A 19,102-nucleotide genomic window follows, 5' to 3' on the forward strand; every position below is an offset into this window, starting at 1 on the left:
TTTAATGACTACCCAGCATTAGATAGCCATTACCCCGGCGCTAAATTTATATATTTAGCGCGCGAAAAAACACCCTGGATTGCCTCAATTAGGCAATTGCTGCTGCGAATGCATACTAATTTAACGCGCCAAGACGGTGGTTTTAATATTCATATAAAACGGTGTTACTTAACGACCTTTACTGACTTATCGATTGATAATATTAACCAGGATGATTATTTAACAAAGTGCTACAACACACATTTAGCAAACGCGCGTGAGTATTTTAAGCACCGCAGTAGCGACTACTTAGAAATTGATATAGCAAAGCCACAAAGTTTTGCCCAGCTCACTGCGTTTTTAGGCATTAAAAGCGAGCGTAGCGACTTTGAAAAAATGAACATAGGCGGCAAAGTGACCGCATGGAACGATATTAAACATCCGTTAAAAATTGACTCAACAGCAAAAGGGCGCATAGATAAGCATTTACCTTATATGCGTTAATTTTGCTCTGCGCTGCAAGATTTTTACTATTAAATACGCTAAAATCCCCGCATTATTTTTTAAGTAGTGCAAAAAATGTTTGAATTAAAATACAACACCCCCTTTGAATGGACCGAAGCGGTTTTAGCCGACTTTAATACGTTTTTACAAGACCACGCTGCTGCTGAGAAAAAGGCATCGGGCATGGCTATTTCTATGCTGTCTCATTACCCAGACAAACGTAAACTGGTAAAAGCTATGACCGATTTAGCGCTTGAGGAGTTAATACACTTTAAACAAGTGCTTAAACTGCTTATTGAACGCGATACTAATTTAGGTGATGACAAAAAAGATCCATACATAAAACAAATACGCGCTTTATTTAGACATGGCCGTGATGGATTTTTAATGGATAGATTACTGGTTGGCGGCGTTATTGAAGCCCGCGGCCACGAGCGCTTTTCATTGGTTGCCCAAGCATTACCAGAGGGTAAAGAAAAAGACTTTTATGTGGCGATTGCTAAATCAGAAGAAAAACATAAAAACTTATTTGTAGAGTTAGCGTACGAATACTTTGATAAAGAAGAAGTTGATGTTCGTTTAGAAGAGCTACTAGTCGCTGAAGCTGAAATTTGTAAAAACATTCCTTTTACTGCCGCACTGCATTAATACTTTTGGCACAAAGCGCACTGCTTTGTGCCTTCTCTCCTAACTTCATTTGCATTTTGCAAATCAAAATACTAAAGCCGCCTGTGCTTATATCTCCAATCATTTTAATTTATTGAATTTAAAGCTAAATATTTGCTGGTCTTAAACTTGCTCTGTTAAACCAACGCATACTTGAGGACGCGCATATGTTTAAAGCCATTATTTTTGTAATACTTTTTTTACCGTGCTGTGTATACGCCAAGCAAAGCAATTTAAATTACATAGAGAACGCCAATGGCGACAGAGTAAAAAAAGTATCCCACTTAGTTAAGTGGACCCATACTCGCTTTGTATTTAACCGCGATATCGCACGTGTTGCGCTAGGCCACGAAACCACACTCGATGTAAACGTAGTAAACGGACGCGAGCTATTAATTTTAGCTAAAAAGTTGGGCCGCACCTCTATGATGGTGTGGTATGACGACAACACATCAGAAACATTTTTACTGGGCGTGACCGAAGACTACAGTGTACTTGAAAATGCCCTTAACGATATTCATCCTAACTTAGCGCTCACCATCGCACCTGATAGACACGCGGTAGTTCTACGCGGCGAAGTACCTACGCTTAATTATCGCCATGCAGCCCACGAAGCAGCAAAAAACTATTTATATGCAAGTAGCTCGCAATCGGCGCAACCTGTTATTACCTCTGCGCCTAACCAAGGAATGTTTAATTCTTTAGCGCAGCGTTTACAGGGCATAGGTAATTTAAACAATGGCTTAGCACAAAGCTCAAATAAAGTAGCGATTATTAACCTTATTAAAGTTACGCAAGCGCCAAAGCCTAAGGAAGCGCGCATAGCGCAGGTGTTAAAATCGATGGGGGCTGACAAAGTAACTGTAAAACGTATTTCGGTTGATGAGTTATCAAACGATGATAACGATGTGTTTATGCTCAGCGGCACAGTTAAAAATCAAATTGAACTGGTGCGTTTGTTAAATACCATCAATAAATTATTTGAACCAGAGCAAGCAAGCCAAGCACCCACTTCGGCACTAGATCCAAACGGGCTTATCAGTAGAGCAACGCAAAACGAAACAAGCGCTATTGAAGTACTCGCAAATGAGTCTGGCGGGTTATTAAATGACGATTCTGGCCTGACTTTAAGCAATGTTAATTCAAACGTAGCGCGGGCTACTTTGCTTTCGGTGGCTAAAGGTAAAGTGCTCTCAAGCATTGAAGTAGAAGACTTACCTCAAGTGAGGGTGTCGGTGCAGCTTTATGAAGTTAATCAGCGCCGCTTAAAGCAATGGCGTCCAGATATTAGTGTGCTTTCGAATGGGTATAACAACGAGCAAGGTTTATTTGGCCTAGAAGGCATGAATGCCCGTGAGTCTGGCTCAGCATCAATAGAAAACGCACTGCAATTAATTGGCGGACAATTAACAAATAACTTGCAGTTATCAACCTCGCAATTTGCCATTGATATGTTGTTTTCTTTGCTAGAGCAAGAGGGAATTTCAAGAACGCTTTCGCGACCTACACTTACCGTACTTGCAGGCGAAAGCGCGGTATTTAAAGTAGGCGGCGAAGTGCCAGTACCTACAAGCTACAGCCCATCTGGCGTTACCAGCGGGCAACAAGGTAACAGCGGTTCAGTGTTTAGTGGTACTGAGTTTAAATCGTTCGGCGTTGAGCTCAATGTTCGTGCTTTAGTGGATGACAAAGACCGCATAACCCTTGATTTAAATCCGGTTATTTCATTGCCAGACACCACACTCACAGCAGAAATAGCACAAAGCACCGGCAGCAGTTTAAACAGCAGTGCATTTAATACGCGCAGTATGCAAACATCTACCCGTTTACAAGACGGGCAACCTTTAATTATTGGTGGCTTAATTAGTACAGATAACAACGCCAGTCACGACTTTGTACCCGATGCAAACGGCGAGAGCCTGTTTGGTAAATTAAGCGAAACAACCAGTAAAAGCGAAAACAACCGCGAGTTGATTATTGTGGTTACCCCTAATTTAGTCCGCGAGCCGGTTAATAATTTACGCGTATGGCAAACAGTTGATTTAGATAGCCAAATGGCCAGTTTTATACAGGAGCAAGGGTTATGAAAATAATATATATCGTTATTTTACTGAGTATATCGGGCTGCGCACATATAGATTATGCGCCCAGTGTAAACCCACATACTGCACTAAGTGATATTGTTACTAAGTATGCACTAAACAGCAGTGATCTAACTTGTGAAGGGGTAAGCGCGGTTAATTGTTTAGCCTTAGTGCATGAGCTTAATCAGTTAATGCTTGAGCACCCAAACAATAAGGTTATTTTATCTGTATCAGCTTATGCGCTGTATAAAAGCGGACGTGCTAATCAGGCGCAATCGGTAATAAACAAGCTTATTAATTTACCTAATCCGCCTTTAAACGCGCTATCTTTAGGTATTAACTTAGCTATTGGGCAAGGCAATTTAGCCAAAGCTAAACAAATTGCCCAATACGCTATTGATGAATTTGGTACTGAGGCTTCACCGTATTTACAAATGGCGTCTATTTATTATGCGCAAGGGCATTATGTTATCGCAGCTAATTATTTAGAGCTTGCCTATAAATTTGGCACGCAGAAAAGTCATTATTACTATCACAAAGGGCTAATAGCTGAGGCGACACCTGATAACGCATTGGCGTGTCATTATTATAATGAGGCAATAGGTTTTGATGCGCAGCACAGCCAAGCCACAGCGCGCTACGCGAAACTTTCGGTACTTGGTAATTGTAAAAGTTAAGGCCGCAAGGCCTTTTTATTTTATTAAACTACGCACTCCTTAGTTAAACCCGCTCATAAAAAGTAAAAATAACGTACCTACCTAAACAATTAAAATAGCCTTACTCGGCGTTGTTTAAACCTATCTCGCTTTGTGAATAATCCCAACTAATTGCTCGTCACTCTTGCTTTTAAAAGCTTGCCATAAATGAGTTAACACCTTGCCTTTTAATTAATCTCTGCTTGCGTTTTAACGCACTTTAATAATGATTTGCAAAATGCGAATCATAACAAGGATAAGCAAAGCATATTTTAAAAAATAAAAGTAACTAACTGATTTTTATGTACTTAATAAATGGCACGGTCCTCGCTATATATAAAGTGGGCATAAGCTCTAAAACATTTAAGGTGATCATTATGAAAACTATGAAAAGCAACTTAAACGGTAAAAAACAACAAGGCTTTGTACTTACTTCTGAGCTAATTATTCTTTCAACTTCTATGGTGGCAGCGCTGGTAATTGGTTTATCAACCTTACGAGACTCTGTAACCAGCGAGCTTGAAGATGTAGCAGAAGCAATTGGCTCGTTAGATCAAAGCTATGTATTTGATGGCATGATCAACGCCGAAGGCACTGCAGAAATTTCAGGCTCTGGCTATGTTGATGCAGTAGATGTTTACGCTGGTGATGGTAGCTCGTTTACTTTTGTTGCCTCTGACTTTAGTGAAAGTGCTGCACTTATTAATGCAACGCCAAGCGGCGATGCTGCGACACGTACAGCAGCAGGTGGTTCACAAGGTAATTAAAACTATAACTACCTAAATCACACTGCCACAACCGTGTGGCAGTGAAATTTGTCAGGAGGAAATTATGAAAAGTAAAAATAATAAAGGGGCGACTACCGCTGCACTCACCTTACTTATCACCTCTGGCATGTTGGCCTCAGCGCTTGGCATCAGACAAGTAAACGAACAAGACTTAGTTACTGCCTGGGTGGTAAATAAAAATATGTCGGCGGGGCAAGTAGTGAGTGTGCACGACATTGCCCAAAAAGATGTAAACCCCAGTAACTATGCAAATATGGCGCTAAGTATACAAAATCCCCGCGCCTTTATTGGTAAGCAATTAGCCACTAATAAAATGGGTGAACAACCACTATTTGAAACAGATTTTATGCAGGTTAAAAGCCAAAATTTATCAGAGGCGATCCCCGCAGGCAGAGTACTTTATACATTAAAATTAACCACTTTAGATATTCCATTATCGCGGGTGCACAAAGGCGACCGCTTAGATATTGTTGCCAAAACAAACCGGCTTGTAAGAACCGTTGCGCGCGATGTGCAGCTTATTGGCATTTCAAAAGGTCCTGGCAGTAAAGCGCAAAAAAATGGCGTGATGGACGCCCTAGCAAAAAAAGAGCCAGCAACCAGCGCGGGTGTGTCATTAGTGTTGGCTGTACTTCCTAAAGATGTGTATTCGTTAGCCGCAATTGATACCCAAGATAAGGTATCGATAATTGTGCACAGCGCTTATGACATTGAACAAGGGCGCTTACAAAATTTCTCCCAATTACAAACTAGCCGAACAATTCAAGTGGTTAAAGGCGTTAAAAACCAAGCTGTATATGTAGCTAAGTGAGGCGCTATGTTTAATTTATCAAGTAAACCAGAGTTTGTAGAAACCAATTTAAATACCTTTGAATCACTTAAAAAAATTCTCCACGATGCGGTAATTGAAGAGTACGAGCAAGACCCAAGTGCTTTGCTTAATGATGCGCTGCTTGAAAAAATATCTGCCCTTTGCAGTGATATTGACGAATTTGCACAATCATCATTTAACAGCCATCAACAAGCTCAAGTAGTACAAGCCGTTTACGACGAAATACAAGGTTTAGGACCAATAGCGCAATTTATGCTGGATGACCAAGTAAGCGATATTTTAATTAACGATACGCAAAATATTTGGATAGATAAGCAAGGTAAATTGCTATGTACAGCCAGTAAGTTTGACGATGAACGTCACTTACGTCGTTTTGTTGATAGATTACTTGATAGTTGCGCTCGACAAGTTAACGCTCTGACTCCCATTGTAGATGGCAAACTAAAAGATGGCAGCAGGGTACATATTGTAGTGCCACCGGCATGCACCAGTGCTGCTATTGTTTCGATTAGAAAATTTAACCACAAAAAAATTAACGATGATTTTTTAATCGACAATAAGTTTTTAAGCAAAAGCTGCCTCACTTTTTTAAAAACCGCGGTGGCCTTAGGGGTTAATATTTTAGTATGTGGAAATGCCGGCGCAGGCAAAACCACTTTGTTAAATGTATTGGCTAATTCAATAAATACTAACGAGCGGGTAGTAACTATAGAAGAAAGTGCAGAGCTAAATTTGCATCATAATCATGTGGTGCAATTAGAGGCGCACGACACCAACAGCGATGGCAAAGGCGCCGTTACCCTGCGTGATTTAGTAAAAGCGGCACTAAGAATGCGCGCCGATAGAATACTTGTAGGCGAAGTACGCGCAGGGGAAGTAATAGACATGCTGCAAGCCATGAACTGCGGCCACCAAGGCTCAATGACTACCGTACATGCTAATAGTGCAAGCGATGCGGTAACCCGATTATCAACGCTAGTGCAATTACATAACGCGCAGCTAAGCGACACCCACACCAGCGCATTAATTGCATCAAGCATTCAGTTAATTGTGCATGTTTCTAGAAATACAAACGGTGTAAGAACCCTAAAAAGTATTGGCGAAATAAAGCGAGTAGACGCACGTGCGCAATACTCTGCGCTGTATAGCGTAAGTGATACCGAGCAAGTAAATGAAGAGGCAATTAGTACTTCAAGCGTGGTGAGCTTTATGCAAAGCCAAGGTGCCAATGCAAACGAAATAAGTGCATTACTGCAACCGGCCAGGGAGCGTAATTATGAATAAACTTGATTACTTACTGGCCATAGCAAGTGTTATGTCATTTACCTTAGCACTGAGTGTTTTTATAACACTTAAAGTAAAAACACACGCTGCAAGTACTAAGCACGAAGTCGATGTACTTGAAGAAAAAGACATTATCACAGTGTCACTGCGGGTACTTGGGATTAACATCAGTAATGCTTTATTTATAAGCGTTGCTTGCTCGCTTGCCACCAGTACTTGGTATGTTGCACAGTACTTTTATCCTCAAGCAACTACAAGTGCATTAATTGTTTCTTTGGTTGTATTTATAACCTGCTTTATAGTGATTATTGATTTAGCACACTATAAATTAGCCAAGTTTGAGCACTTATTTTTAGAGTACATAGAAACCGTACAATCGTGTTTAAGTACTGGGCTTTCACTTGTTCAGGCTATGCAATTTGCCGACGAACACGCCGATAAATACATAAAACCGCAAAGTCATTTATTACTGCAGCGCTTAAATATGGGCAGTGATATACAAAGCTCATTTGCCCCTTTAATTAAACGCTACAACTGCGAAACTGTGCGGTTATTTTCACATAGCATAATTACTCATACACAAAGCCAGTGCGATTTAACTGACATGCTTAAAAGTGTATGCAAAATGATGTCGTTAAGAACGCTAGATCGCCAGCAGCTCAAAGCTAAGCTTTCTGGTACTAAATACGCTGCGCTGTTTAGTGGCGTTTTACCCTACGCTTTAGTGCCTTTATTTAATTACACCGATCCAACCTGGTTCGATCCGCTGTTAAATAACCCCAATGGCATGGCCTTTATTACCGTTGCTGTGCTTTGCCAGTTATTTGGCTTTTTATGGCTTCGCCTAAGCTAGAGGGTAACGCTATGATAGACATATTTTTATTTGTTGGCTTATTGGTGAGTATGGGTGCATTTATCCATATTCAAAAGCAGTCATTAAAGGCTGAGGTTCAGCAACCTATCAAAACCAATATAAATTGGTATCCATTAATTGTTATTTCAAAAAGCCAATTTAGACAAGCAGGGTATCAGTTAAATAAAATTTTATTGAGCATGTTCTGCTTTAAAATCGCCGCCACATTTTGTGCTTATACTGCCATAGAGATCACTGGTTATGTATTAAGTACACCGCTTGTAGCCATTATCTGTTTTATTAGCTTTTTTGCGCCTGATATGTGGTTTTTATTTAAAAAAGGCCAGCGTAAAGTACAAATAAACAATAGCTTAGAGTTTTTTTTAAGTGTGCTGTTAGTGTATATGCGCGCTGGCTTTTCGCTAGAGCGCGCATTTGCTTTAGCGGTTGATCACGGGTTAAGTAAAAAACACCCTTTATATAAAGAGCTTAAACTATTTTTGTTTGAGCTCAGTGCCGGTAAAGACCGCGAAACAGCCTTTAATTCGTTATATGACAGAACAGGGGTCTCGGGTTTAAAAAAATTAGCTAATTTAATGCTTATTGGCTGTAAGCTTGGCACCCCGTTAATACAGGCGGTTGAGTCACAATTAGAAAGCTTTGCGCTTAAAAAAAATATTTTATTAGCTAAAAAAGTAAATAAAAAAGCATTGCATACCACCTTTCCCATTATCTTAATTTGTTTTCCTATGTTTTTAGTACTGGTGTTTTTTCCTGCGGCGCTGCAGGTAATGAATGTACTAAAAATGCTGGTTGAAGTGCTATAGGAGCGCTCTATGAATAAACAATACCAACAGGGCTACATACTCACTATTGAGCTGATTTTAATTATTACCATTTTAATTATTGGCTCTATTGGGGGTGTTATTTTAGTGCGCGATGCACTTATTAAGCGCTATCACACAAAAGTAGATAACCAAATAACAGTGGTTGATGCTAATAACACCCCTTTAGGAATCGCCATTGGGTTTGATGAGCACCAGGCCCCTTTAATTTTTTACACAGACCGCCAAGCAAATTCAACATACCGCGCTTTAATTGGGATACGCGATGACAGGTTCACCTCACGTGAAGCCATTTATTACGATGCGCCTAATTGCCAAGGCAACCCGTGTATAAAAAGTTTAAGTGATGAGTTTTCAGATAGTTTAGGAGTTAGTAACACCGCTAATAGTGGCAATGTAAGTTATATCAATGCGCTACAGCAAGGCCCTAATTATGCCATTGGCCAATTAAGTAACTCCGTAAAGGGGCAATTACTAAAAAGTACAGCATTAGCGTGCCCCGCAACAGGTGACGAAATTGTATCGCGCTATATGTCTCAAAAGGTAGTTACTGGTAACCCATGCGAAAGCTTTTCAATTGCTAAACAACAAGCCGATAGTAGTTGTTTGGTTGGTGTAACTGCACTTGGTAATCCGTTATTAGGCATAGACAGTCAGCAATTATCGCAGTCGTGCAATAGTTGCCAAACAGGGTATGAGCCGCAAGGCGATATTCTTGATTTATATTTGCCACAAGTTGAAGTGTTATTAGGAACCGCGCTTGATGCACTGTCGCTCATAGGTGTAGCAAGCAGTGTAGATGTAGAGCTAGGCAGTATTTGCTGCCCACAAGGTACGCAACTAGAAGAAGATGAAAATATAGTAGAAACACTGGTATTTACTATTTTAGAAACAACTTTTGAGCTGCTAGGTATCGATTTAATAAATAACGACATAATTATTCAAGCGCTGGCCCTTATTGGCATAGAGCCTGGCGTAACTTACTGCGAGGCTTCGCTCAATTTAACTTCGGCAGAGCCGGTGTTAAATACACAAGGCGAACCTGCTTTAAATAACTTACTTCCGCCATTTAGAGTAAAACTTCCATCACATACAAGTGCTAACAGCACGCGTTGGATTTCTACACCGCCGAAAGGTGAAGGAGTGCGCCCATGAACAGCTCATATGCAAATAATATAAATGAATTTAACAACACACAAATAGATGAAATAAAACAAGAAATAACCGAAACGCTGACCCTAATGAAGCAGTTTTATGATGTTTCTATTGTTAAGTTCGTTGATTATAATGCCTTGTATACGCAACAAATTATTAGCTGCGATGACCCATACAAAGCCGACAGTGAATTAAATAGCTTGGCACAAACGTGCACACAAGAAAAACTCTACATAATTGAAGACACCTTATTTGACCCACTAACAAAAGGGCGCTGCCAACAGGTACGCTTTTACTCTCAATATCCCATTTATAATTTAGATAACAGCTTAATTGGCGTACTGATCATTGCCGATATTTCACCTAAAACACTTATAGGCTCTCAAAAAGAGCAATTTGTATCTTTTGCGCAATTACTGCAAACCCAGCTTAATAAGCATTTTACCCCAACTAAGACAATTAAACCGAGTGAGACAAAATCACTAAATCGTTTTGTTCACTTATTTAGCTTAGCGCCGGTGGCCTTTTTAATTGCGCTGGTTATTTGCTCGTTCTCGGCTTTGCTTTTATATACGTTAGATAAAAAAGATAAAAAAAGTGCCTATGCCATACAAACTCAGCAGTTAAGGCAAACGCTGTTTGATGCATTAGAGCGCTTTGACAACCAAGCACTTTATATTACTCAAAAAGATAAAATTGTCGCAGGCTTTTTAAAAAGCCAACAAAGTTATACTCAGCAACAATTAAGTGATTTAGTAAAAACGCAGGTATCAAGCAGTTTAACGTATAAAGGTTTTGTTGTATTTGATAATGACTATAAACAACTTGCCATATGGTCTAAAAACAACTTTGATTTAGCAGCTTACGGCTTTACTAAGTGGCTAAACGCATTTTCAATGCGAGCAAATAAACAATCAGTAGAGGNTGTAGCCGATACAGCGTTTTTAATTTCAGAAATAAACATGGGTAATAGCGCTATTTATACACTCACAGCCTTTGATTTAAGTAAGTTTTTAAATGCCATAATAGGTAAGCTAAATACGCAAAATTATAATTTATTTATATCAACCCCTCAGTTTATATTAGGAAGTAGGGGGGAGCTAAATGTTAAAACTATCCCTAACAGCATAAGCGCAGCAAGTAGCCGTTTTCCTGCTACGTGGCGCTTGCATGTGCAACCCATTAAACCGATAACGCCTGCTAATGTATCTAGGTTCGACTTATTTAAACTGGCATTAATTAGCTTAGCTATATTTGCATTTGTTTATTATTTTTTACGTTTACCAAGGCGCTTACATGACGAAATTAAACAAAAAAATACCCTTATACTTAATAGAGAATCGCTGTTTTCAAGCTCGGTTGATGCGCTGCCGCATGGCTTTGCCATTTTTAATAGTAACGAATTTCCGGTAATAACTAACCAGGCATTTAACGAATTGTTTTCTCATGTTATTCAAAACAATAAGCAATTAAGTTACAGCCAAATAATGAGTATATCTCAACAAAATAATATTATTACGCATTATCAAGAGCATAATAAATTAGCTAATGAACATAGCCAATTAATAGATATCGGCTTTAGTGATGGCCGCTGGATCACCGTTGTGCAAAGGCATACCGACTTTGGTGGCTTTGTTTGTTACTTTAGAGATGAAACACAAGCGCATCAAAAAGAGTTATTACTTGCCCAAGTAGTAGAAAAATCTAAGCAAGCTAACCAGCTAAAAGATAAATTTGTAGCACGCTTAGCAATGCAATTAAAAGCGCCACTTAGTTCTCTGCAATCTATAGTAGAGCTTAATTATAAAAACAGTAAAGCCAATTTTAGCAATGAGTTAGAAAATGCATGCACACAGTTAAGTTGTGTTGTGCAGCAGCTGGTTAATATAAATAAAACCGATACCGGTAAATTAAAGCTTAAAATGAGCGCTATTAATTTAGCTGACTTACTTAAAAATACGGCCGATATTCTTAATAAAGACTCTGATGATAAAAATATAATTATTAATAACAATGTGCCCATAGATAAAGGCATAAGCAGTGATGAAAAACTGATTATGCAATTAATTATTCAGCTGGCTAGTGAGCTTATAGAAAGCACACATCAAGGTAAATTGTCGTTAAATTCTGAGCTAATTAACGAGCAAGGTAAACATTATTTGTCGCTGGGGTTTTCTATAAATAACTTAGCAAATCAGGGGAGTTTTTATAGTCAGTTACAAATGGTATGCAAACAACAGTCTTTTGAAAGTGATATTAATTTTGATGCTACATTAGAGCTGCGGTTTTTTCTCTCAATTTTTAAAATGCTCGGCGGTAAAAATATTACTGTGCACGAGCGCGGTAAAACAACATCTATTAATTTATCGTTATTAGTTAACACGGTAGAATTGTTACCCGTAAGTGCAAACAAGCAAGAGTCCATTACTGTAACTACAACGCATACAGAATTTAACAACACCAAATCGTTGTTATTAGTTGATGATGAACCGCTCGTAGAAATGGTTATTAAAGCCATGCTGAAAGATGAAAACGTAGCAATAGATTATGCAAGCAATGCAATAGAAGCTATGTTGATGGTGTCGCAAAATAATTACGATATTATTTTAATGGATATTGTTATGCCAGAACTCTCGGGCACAGACGCGATGCTTAAAATAAAAAAACATAACGCAGACAAGCAAACCAAAATTATTGCCCACACTTCAGATTCCGATACAAATAGTAATGCTAAGTATGTTGAACTTGGGTTTGACGACATGCTTGAAAAACCAGTAAAGCAGCAAGTATTAATTAATAAAATTAAGCATTTGCTAAGCTAGTCCAAATTAAACAATATAAAATTGTAAAATACACAGGGCCTATTATTTTTAATAGGCCCAAACTGGCAGTAATTATTTCATGTAGCTGCTACTTTATTTCATAATTTTAAAAATGGAGGTTATTTTATAACTCTTTATTTTTATTCTTTTCGCTTAACTCAAAATAAATCCTACTTACTATTAATAGCCACAGACCGCGTATTAAAGCCCTCTCAGGTTTTTGTAATTATTTAAACCTCAAAAAAATTATTTAAAAAACAAGCTGGGATGATAATTGCTCATCACTATACATACACAGGTTTAGGCTAAATTTAAAATATTGATGAGGATATTAAGTATGAGTAAAACACAAACCATTACCGTTGAAGGCCACAGAATTGCGTATCAAGAAATGGGCGAGGGCACACCTCTACTATTATTACATGGTATTCCGACTAACAAATCGTTATGGCGAAATGTTATGCCAACACTGAGTGAGCAACATCGTGTTATTGCACCTGATTTACTCAATTACGGCGAATCGGATATGCCAAAAAATACCGATGTATCAATTAATGCCCAATGCAAAATAATCAGTCAATTTATGGATGAGCTAGGTATTGCTAAAGCAAACGTTGCCTCTCATGATATAGGTGGCGGAATAGCACAACTCATGGCGGTAAATTACCCAGAAAAAGTAAACAGCTTAATATTAATTGATAGTGTTTGCTTTGATTCTTGGCCAATACCCGAGTTTGAACCTTTGCTTGAACCTGGTGTAGAGCAAGAAACATCGGTTGATGAGTTTGTTGATACGCTAAATGAATTTATGCCAAAAGGTGTATACGATAAAAGCATAATGACCGATGAGCTGAAAAAACAGTATTTAAAGCAATGGAGTAATGAGCAAGGTAAAGCAGCGTTATTTAATAATATGCGCCGACTTAATAAAGAGTACACACAAGCAATTGCCGGTGAGCTTAAAAGCTTAAAGCATGAAACCCTCATTTTATGGGGTGATGAAGATAACTTTCAAAAACCTAAATATGCACCTCAGTTAGCTCAAACCTTACCAAATGCAACACTAACTTGGATAGAAAAAGCAGGGCACTGGGTTATAGATGAAAAACCAGAACGAGTAACTTCGTTAATGGGTGAATTTTTGGCTGATAAAAAGTTTTAAAACACCTTAGTTTTAAAGGCCTAGTTAGCCACTTTGGCTAACATGTACATAACACCATGCCGTTTGAGCTGTATTAATTTTTATATAATTAGTTACTCAAACGGCTTTTTGTTTTCATCTATTTTTTAGTATTAAACCATTTAAGTATAAACCGCTATTAATAGCTCAATATTCATACATTAAAAGTATGCGTAAACGCTTTATATCAGGGTGATTACGCATAGAAAACCACAAAGAACTCAATTTAACATAATGCATGTAGGTATATAAAAACCCCTTTATTCGCTAGGTCTACAAGTGACGTTACTACGTTGAATATAAGGCGAGGGTAACTGTATACTCGCGACTTTTATTAGTAATACCAAAAGCCTAAGACGATATTATTGTATTTATAAACAATTAGTTAGATACATATTGCTGTAATAATGTACTGCTAATTTTTACCCTCATTTAATTGAGGATAAAACAATGAAGACAATAATAAAGGCATCAATAGTACTTACAGGTTTATGTTTTGCACACAGTGCAAGTGCAGACAATTGTTTACAAGGTTGCCCAACAGGTTTAGATAATGGCAATACAATTGAGCGAAGTATTTATACTTTAAAAAATAATCGTTATACAAAGTTTGCAGATTGGGTGGCTTACCATGTTACGACTAGCACTATGAGTGGACCATCGAGAAGTAGAAGTTGGAAAGCTGATCCTGATTTATATTCTCATTATACGTTAGAACCCGCTGATTATACCGATGCATACGCGACAATAAATACCGATAGAGGCCATCAAGTTCCATTAGCATCTTTCAGTAATACGGCTGATTGGAAACTAACAAACTTACTTTCTAATATTACGCCGCAATCATCCGCATTAAATCAAGGCCCATGGGTTAGGCTTGAATCTGCAGTGCGAAATCACGTAGGAAATGGAAATGATTTATATGTAGTAACAGGTCCATTATACGAATATTATTTTGCAGAGTTACCACAAGCTAACGAAGCCCATACGATTCCAAGTGGCTATTTTAAAATTGTTATGCAGCAAACTGGTAGCACAATTAAAGCATCGGCATTTATTATGGAGCAAACAGCAAGTCGTAGTGATAACTTTTGTAATACCGAAGTAAGTATTGATGAAGTTGAATCGCGCTCTGGTATAAATGTAATGCCAAACTTATCGTATAACAGTGCACAAACAATTGAATCATCAGTGTATGGTTTAAGGTCTGAACTAGGTTGTAACTAAGCCATATTATTTTTGAGTAAAGCCTTAGGTTTTGAAGAATTTGAAGAACTTAAATCTAAGGCTTTAATCCAAACCTGATATGAGGCGAGAAAAACCTTGTAGCAGTAAATTAGCTTTAAATAAAATGATTGAAACGACGATTACAATATTTGAGCCTGGTTAAAAAAGGTAATTAATTTTTATAAAGGGAGTATAGAGGCAGCTATATGGTATTTGTAATTGCTTGGTTTTATAAGATTGAAATACTACATAAATATTAGCGAAAATATCGGTGTAAATGTAGTGCGTAAGTTGTTGTTAAAGTTACTGTGCGTAACAATTTGAACGGTTAACTGAAAGACCAACTTTAAAAGACTATTACTCAAAACACCATAATGTAAGCCGCTGTTTGAATTTAGAACTATATACATTTGTTTTTAGAAATATTTAATTATGTTAAATAAAGGCTTAAAGTAATAACTAGAAGGCAAGGGCGCAAGATAACAAAAATAAAGAAGGGTTTAGTCTAAGCTTAAACCCTAGTTAATTTTGAACTCTTTTAAATTGGTTTATTCAGTCCAAAACTCCGCTTGTTTAGCCCCAGCCAAACGCAGTGCTAAGGCTAATTGCTCCTTGGTTACGGTGGCCTTTTCGTTATTGGCTAATACCCACGGTATGGTTTCACCGTCTTGCATTGAAAACGAGGCGCGCCCCATTCGGCTTTGGCTCGCTTCATCACCATCAAACACCATGCCGTCTACTTCTACGGTTAAGGTGTCTAATAGCTTTTGACGATTTAATTTAAAAATGGTGCGTGCGTAAGGGGCGAGTACGTCCTCAACGGTTTTTACGGCTGGCTGTTCTGGCTCTGTTGGTAATGGCTTAGGTTCCGCCTCAATCAAAGTGCCATCTTCGTGGGCCACGGGTTCAGGTAGGTTTGCGTTGTATTGCTCAACTTCCAGCTTAGCCACCAAGTAATCGTAATAGCTTTGCGCCCAATCCCATTGTTCACCTAAGCTCGTTAACTCGGCAAATTTATTAATCACCTCTACCGGCTTATTGAGCGCAATTAAGCGCTCAATATCCTGTGTGGTTTTAGTGTCAGGGCGTGGGAGTAATTGCGGTAAACCTTGCTCGTTTAAAGTAGGCTCGTTGTTTTCGTCAAGGACGATAAAGTTTAAAATTTTATTTGTCATTTTTAATCCACCCTAAAGGTTCAACAATACGTGCGGTGCCATACACAACGCTATTACCGTTATCATCTAAGCGCGTTGCTTGGTTGTCGGTGATATGAATTTTACCATCATCGCCCCAATCACTCGCAGCGTCATCGTATTTAAGCTCTGTGTATGCATAGTTAATAAAGCCTTGTTGGTTTTCTTCTACGTTGTAGTTAAGGGCTTTGAAAGCTGAACTGTTGTTAGCCGGCGGTGCCGGATTTATAACTGAATGTGCCGCTGGACTACCTGAAAGGCTCAGTTTATTTGAAAATATATTAAAACTATTAAAAGGTATATTCTCTAGAATGTTAAGCCAGTTTCTTTGTGTTGGTATCTTGTTAATCAGAGAATACTGTAGCGCACTGTAAAGACTGTCACTGTAGAATGAAACATTTTTAACCGATTCTGCCCCCCCGTAAATCTCACTATTTTCACTAAACTCTGTCATTTTCGTTTTAGTTTGATACGAAAGAATATAAATAAGGTTGCTATCTGCTAGAGGGGTTACGGTATTATTCACAGAGTCAATATTTATAGTGGCTTGGGCCCATGATGCACCATTATCTGTTGACTGCACCCTTGTTACTGTACCCCCTGCCCATTTACGGGTTAATTCATAGAATTTAGTCGTTCCATCAGGAATAGTTGGATTCCAACTACCCACCCATCCCTCTTTTAAGTCATCACACTGTAGGATATTTGCGGGATCACCAATGACTTCGGTGTGGGTGTATTCACCAGAGATCGGGATGTTTAAATCTTCTGACAGCGTTACAGCTACAATCTCAATAGGCACAGCCTTCGCTGAGGGTATGGTTTTGAGATACACTCGGTCAAGATTAGGGTTGATCCTACCCCCGACAACTCGGTGTACGCCATTAGTGGTTACAACCTCTCCAGAGATGGGGGNATCCACTCGTGCCTTTGACGAGTCGGCTTGATATTTGCTCGGGCAGTGGATCGGTGCCCGTGGACTCAAAATCTAGGTAGATATCATTCTCGGCCACGTCGGACTTAGTGTTGTTAGCATACCCAACCCAAACGACTTTTTTTAGAGTCTCACGCCCACGATACTCACCCAACTTAACCGCTAAATCTGCGGCTGCAAAATCTTCTTGGGTTAAACCCCAAGCTGAGTAGCGCATATCTCGGCAAACACCTCCTTGGCCGCTAGCGTAAATGGCATCGTAGAATCTTCCGTCGGGTCTCCCAGAGTAGCCCCCTATCCGACCCCATGGCGAGCCGTTGTGAAATGTGGCCTTACCAGTATCTTCGGGAGTCTTTAGGTCGTAGTCAATGAATGTGAAACAATTAAGTTGGCTATGCTTATTAGCATCAATTTCATACCAATCCATATTTCCCGAACTTGTATCCGCAAGGTATGACCCCGAACCTAAAGGGTTGTAGCTAGGATGATAAGCTCCTTGGTTAAGCCTATTTACTGTACCGCAAACAAGAAAATGTACTTTGTTATCTGGAGTTGAGAACACGCCTCTTCCCGAATTTGGGTTATTGTTAAAGCCTAAATAAATTAATGATTGAAAGCTTGAACTAAGAGAGCCTGTATATGCCCCATCATTATCTTCATCGCCAATAGGGTAGACAAGTTTTCTGTTGGAAGAATATTCAAAATTTAAAGCGTTTCCTTGCCCAGGTGAGCCGTTAGACTCTAAAGAGGTCCAATCGCCATTGCCAGCCCCAGCAAAACTACGCCCACGGACACACCATTGGTAAAACTTACCCGTTGCATCATCAAAGTAAATATTATTATCAGGGTTGCTCGCAATAGCGGTACGCTGCGCCTCTGTCGCTGTTTGCCAGTTAACGCCTTTACCAGTGCTTGAATCATCACCTTCATACCATGCGAAGTATGTATCCGGTCTCACGTTATCTGTAAGCGTTGTGACACCGTTAATATTCGTAGCTAGAGATTGAATTAAACCGTTTTTATAAACAAACGGATCAGCATCGTTAATTTCACGTAAGAACGCTTCAAAGCCCCACATATCAACACGCTCGGTCACAACTTTGTTAGTGTCGGTTTCGCTTGCAAATGCAATGGCGGGNTTAATACCCGTTGCGCTGTCGTATGTTCGCGTCCCACCTTCTGCGGGTGGTAATTTGATAATCAATGAATCCCTGTCCCACGCCCCAGAGGCGTATTGATCATCCGCACCAGAAAGTTTAGTTACTACACCAGCTATACTTAGAAATGGAGTGTCTGTTTTGGATTCACCCGTTTGCGATACTCCATTTCTCCCAAGATGTAATGTTTGTGCTCTCGCATTCACAGCGGACGTAGGGTTTACATACAACCCTTGATTAACAACATTTGAATCACCATTATCATACTGCTTACCAAAATGCACAAACCCACTGGCGGCAAACTTTTCATTATTAGCCGCTCTACGCGCTTCAAACTCAACCTTACGCATCGCCCATGGGTGGGGGTGGTAAGCGTCTAGTTGAGCTTGGGCTTCACTTTCAATTTGCTTGAGTGTTTTAACTGTGGTGGTTGTGCCATCAATATTTACAAACGTTACGGTGCCGGTTTTTGTTTGCCAGTCTTGCATGGCCACAAAGTTATCATTCACCAATAAATTGGCATTTTTAAGGGCATCGGCCACGGTTTTGTATTCAGCCGTACTCGGTAGCACAATGGCGGGCTGGTTGTTCTTGTTACCTTGGCCCCAGTTTTTGGTTAGCTCAATAACGTGTTTGTTATCGGCATTAATGTAGGTGCGATTAATTGCTACGGGGTCACTTCCTGTAACAAATAAAAAGTCACCTTGACGGACGTTCTCAGGGCTTTCGCCGCTTTCGATAACCACGGCTTTTGAGCCGTTAGCTATCGTGATTTGTGAGGCAGAATACTCAGCCATAATTAATCCTCTTGTGAAATAATTGAAAGTTTTTGTGAAGGGTTTTGCCATGAGCCGTAAATATTTACGCCTGACCGGCTTGTTATTGCGAGCTTGTACGTTCTGTC

At 39.3% G+C, this 19,102-nt stretch carries 15 protein-coding genes; 13 read left to right on the forward strand and 2 right to left on the reverse strand.

The window, feature by feature from the left end; all coding sequences use genetic code 11:
• The 13 genes from L650_RS0103440 to L650_RS0103500 form a co-directional block, all read left to right on the forward strand.
• Nucleotides 1-483: sulfotransferase (locus L650_RS0103440; protein ID WP_029772201.1), on the forward strand; the 483-nt coding region annotated here is incomplete at its 5' end.
• A gap of 75 nt (nt 484-558) precedes the next feature.
• The gene (locus L650_RS0103445; RefSeq protein ID WP_024033616.1) at nt 559-1,131 is read left to right on the forward strand and encodes a tRNA-(ms[2]io[6]A)-hydroxylase; all 573 of its coding nucleotides are present in this window, start codon (nt 559-561) and stop codon (nt 1,129-1,131) included.
• Between the two features lie 185 nt (nt 1,132-1,316).
• Entirely contained in the window at nt 1,317-3,236 is a 1,920-nt protein-coding gene (locus L650_RS0103450; protein WP_029772202.1) for a pilus assembly protein N-terminal domain-containing protein, read from the forward strand.
• Nucleotides 3,233-3,910, forward strand: a complete 678-nt coding sequence (locus tag L650_RS0103455) for a tetratricopeptide repeat protein (RefSeq protein ID WP_029772203.1) — start codon at nt 3,233-3,235, stop codon at nt 3,908-3,910. Before L650_RS0103450 ends, L650_RS0103455 begins: the two co-directional genes overlap by 4 nt.
• A 395-nt stretch (nt 3,911-4,305) precedes the next feature.
• Entirely contained in the window at nt 4,306-4,695 is a 390-nt protein-coding gene (locus L650_RS0103460) for a hypothetical protein (protein ID WP_024033620.1), read from the forward strand.
• A 64-nt stretch (nt 4,696-4,759) separates the two neighbouring features.
• A complete protein-coding gene (locus L650_RS0103465) occupies nt 4,760-5,527 on the forward strand; it encodes a hypothetical protein (protein WP_029772204.1) in 768 nt (255 codons plus the stop codon).
• Between the two features lie 6 nt (nt 5,528-5,533).
• Complete coding sequence (locus L650_RS0103470; RefSeq protein WP_029772205.1) at nt 5,534-6,832, forward strand: CpaF family protein; 1,299 nt, start codon at nt 5,534-5,536, stop codon at nt 6,830-6,832.
• Nucleotides 6,825-7,685, forward strand: coding sequence for a type II secretion system F family protein (locus tag L650_RS0103475; RefSeq protein WP_029772206.1), 861 nt, complete (start codon nt 6,825-6,827; stop codon nt 7,683-7,685). Before L650_RS0103470 ends, L650_RS0103475 begins: the two co-directional genes overlap by 8 nt.
• Nucleotides 7,686-7,696: 11 nt before the next feature.
• On the forward strand, nt 7,697-8,512 hold the full coding sequence (locus L650_RS0103480; protein ID WP_029772207.1) for a type II secretion system F family protein: 816 nt from the start codon (nt 7,697-7,699) through the stop codon (nt 8,510-8,512).
• A 9-nt stretch (nt 8,513-8,521) separates the two neighbouring features.
• On the forward strand, nt 8,522-9,685 hold the full coding sequence (locus L650_RS0103485; protein ID WP_029772208.1) for a hypothetical protein: 1,164 nt from the start codon (nt 8,522-8,524) through the stop codon (nt 9,683-9,685).
• Nucleotides 9,682-12,507, forward strand: coding sequence for a response regulator (locus tag L650_RS24445; protein ID WP_029772209.1), 2,826 nt, complete (start codon nt 9,682-9,684; stop codon nt 12,505-12,507). Before L650_RS0103485 ends, L650_RS24445 begins: the two co-directional genes overlap by 4 nt.
• 337 nt (nt 12,508-12,844) lie before the next feature.
• Nucleotides 12,845-13,669: an alpha/beta fold hydrolase gene (locus L650_RS0103495; protein ID WP_029772210.1), complete on the forward strand. Its 825-nt coding sequence runs from the start codon at nt 12,845-12,847 to the stop codon at nt 13,667-13,669.
• A gap of 468 nt (nt 13,670-14,137) precedes the next feature.
• Complete coding sequence (locus tag L650_RS0103500; protein ID WP_029772211.1) at nt 14,138-14,914, forward strand: DNA/RNA non-specific endonuclease; 777 nt, start codon at nt 14,138-14,140, stop codon at nt 14,912-14,914.
• 548 nt (nt 14,915-15,462) lie between these two features.
• On the opposite strand, the gene L650_RS23545 is transcribed toward L650_RS0103500, so the two are convergent.
• A complete protein-coding gene (locus L650_RS23545) occupies nt 15,463-16,089 on the reverse strand; it encodes a DUF4376 domain-containing protein (RefSeq protein ID WP_085065417.1) in 627 nt (208 codons plus the stop codon).
• Nucleotides 16,079-16,909 carry a hypothetical protein gene (locus tag L650_RS0103515; protein WP_029772213.1) on the reverse strand — a complete coding sequence of 277 codons (831 nt, stop codon included), beginning with the start codon at nt 16,907-16,909 and terminating at the stop codon, nt 16,079-16,081. Before L650_RS0103515 ends, L650_RS23545 begins: the two co-directional genes overlap by 11 nt.
• Nucleotides 16,910-19,102 lie beyond the last annotated feature (2,193 nt).

Source organism: Pseudoalteromonas sp. TB51, from assembly GCF_000498055.1.
Classification (GTDB): Bacteria; Pseudomonadota; Gammaproteobacteria; order Enterobacterales; family Alteromonadaceae; genus Pseudoalteromonas; species Pseudoalteromonas atlantica.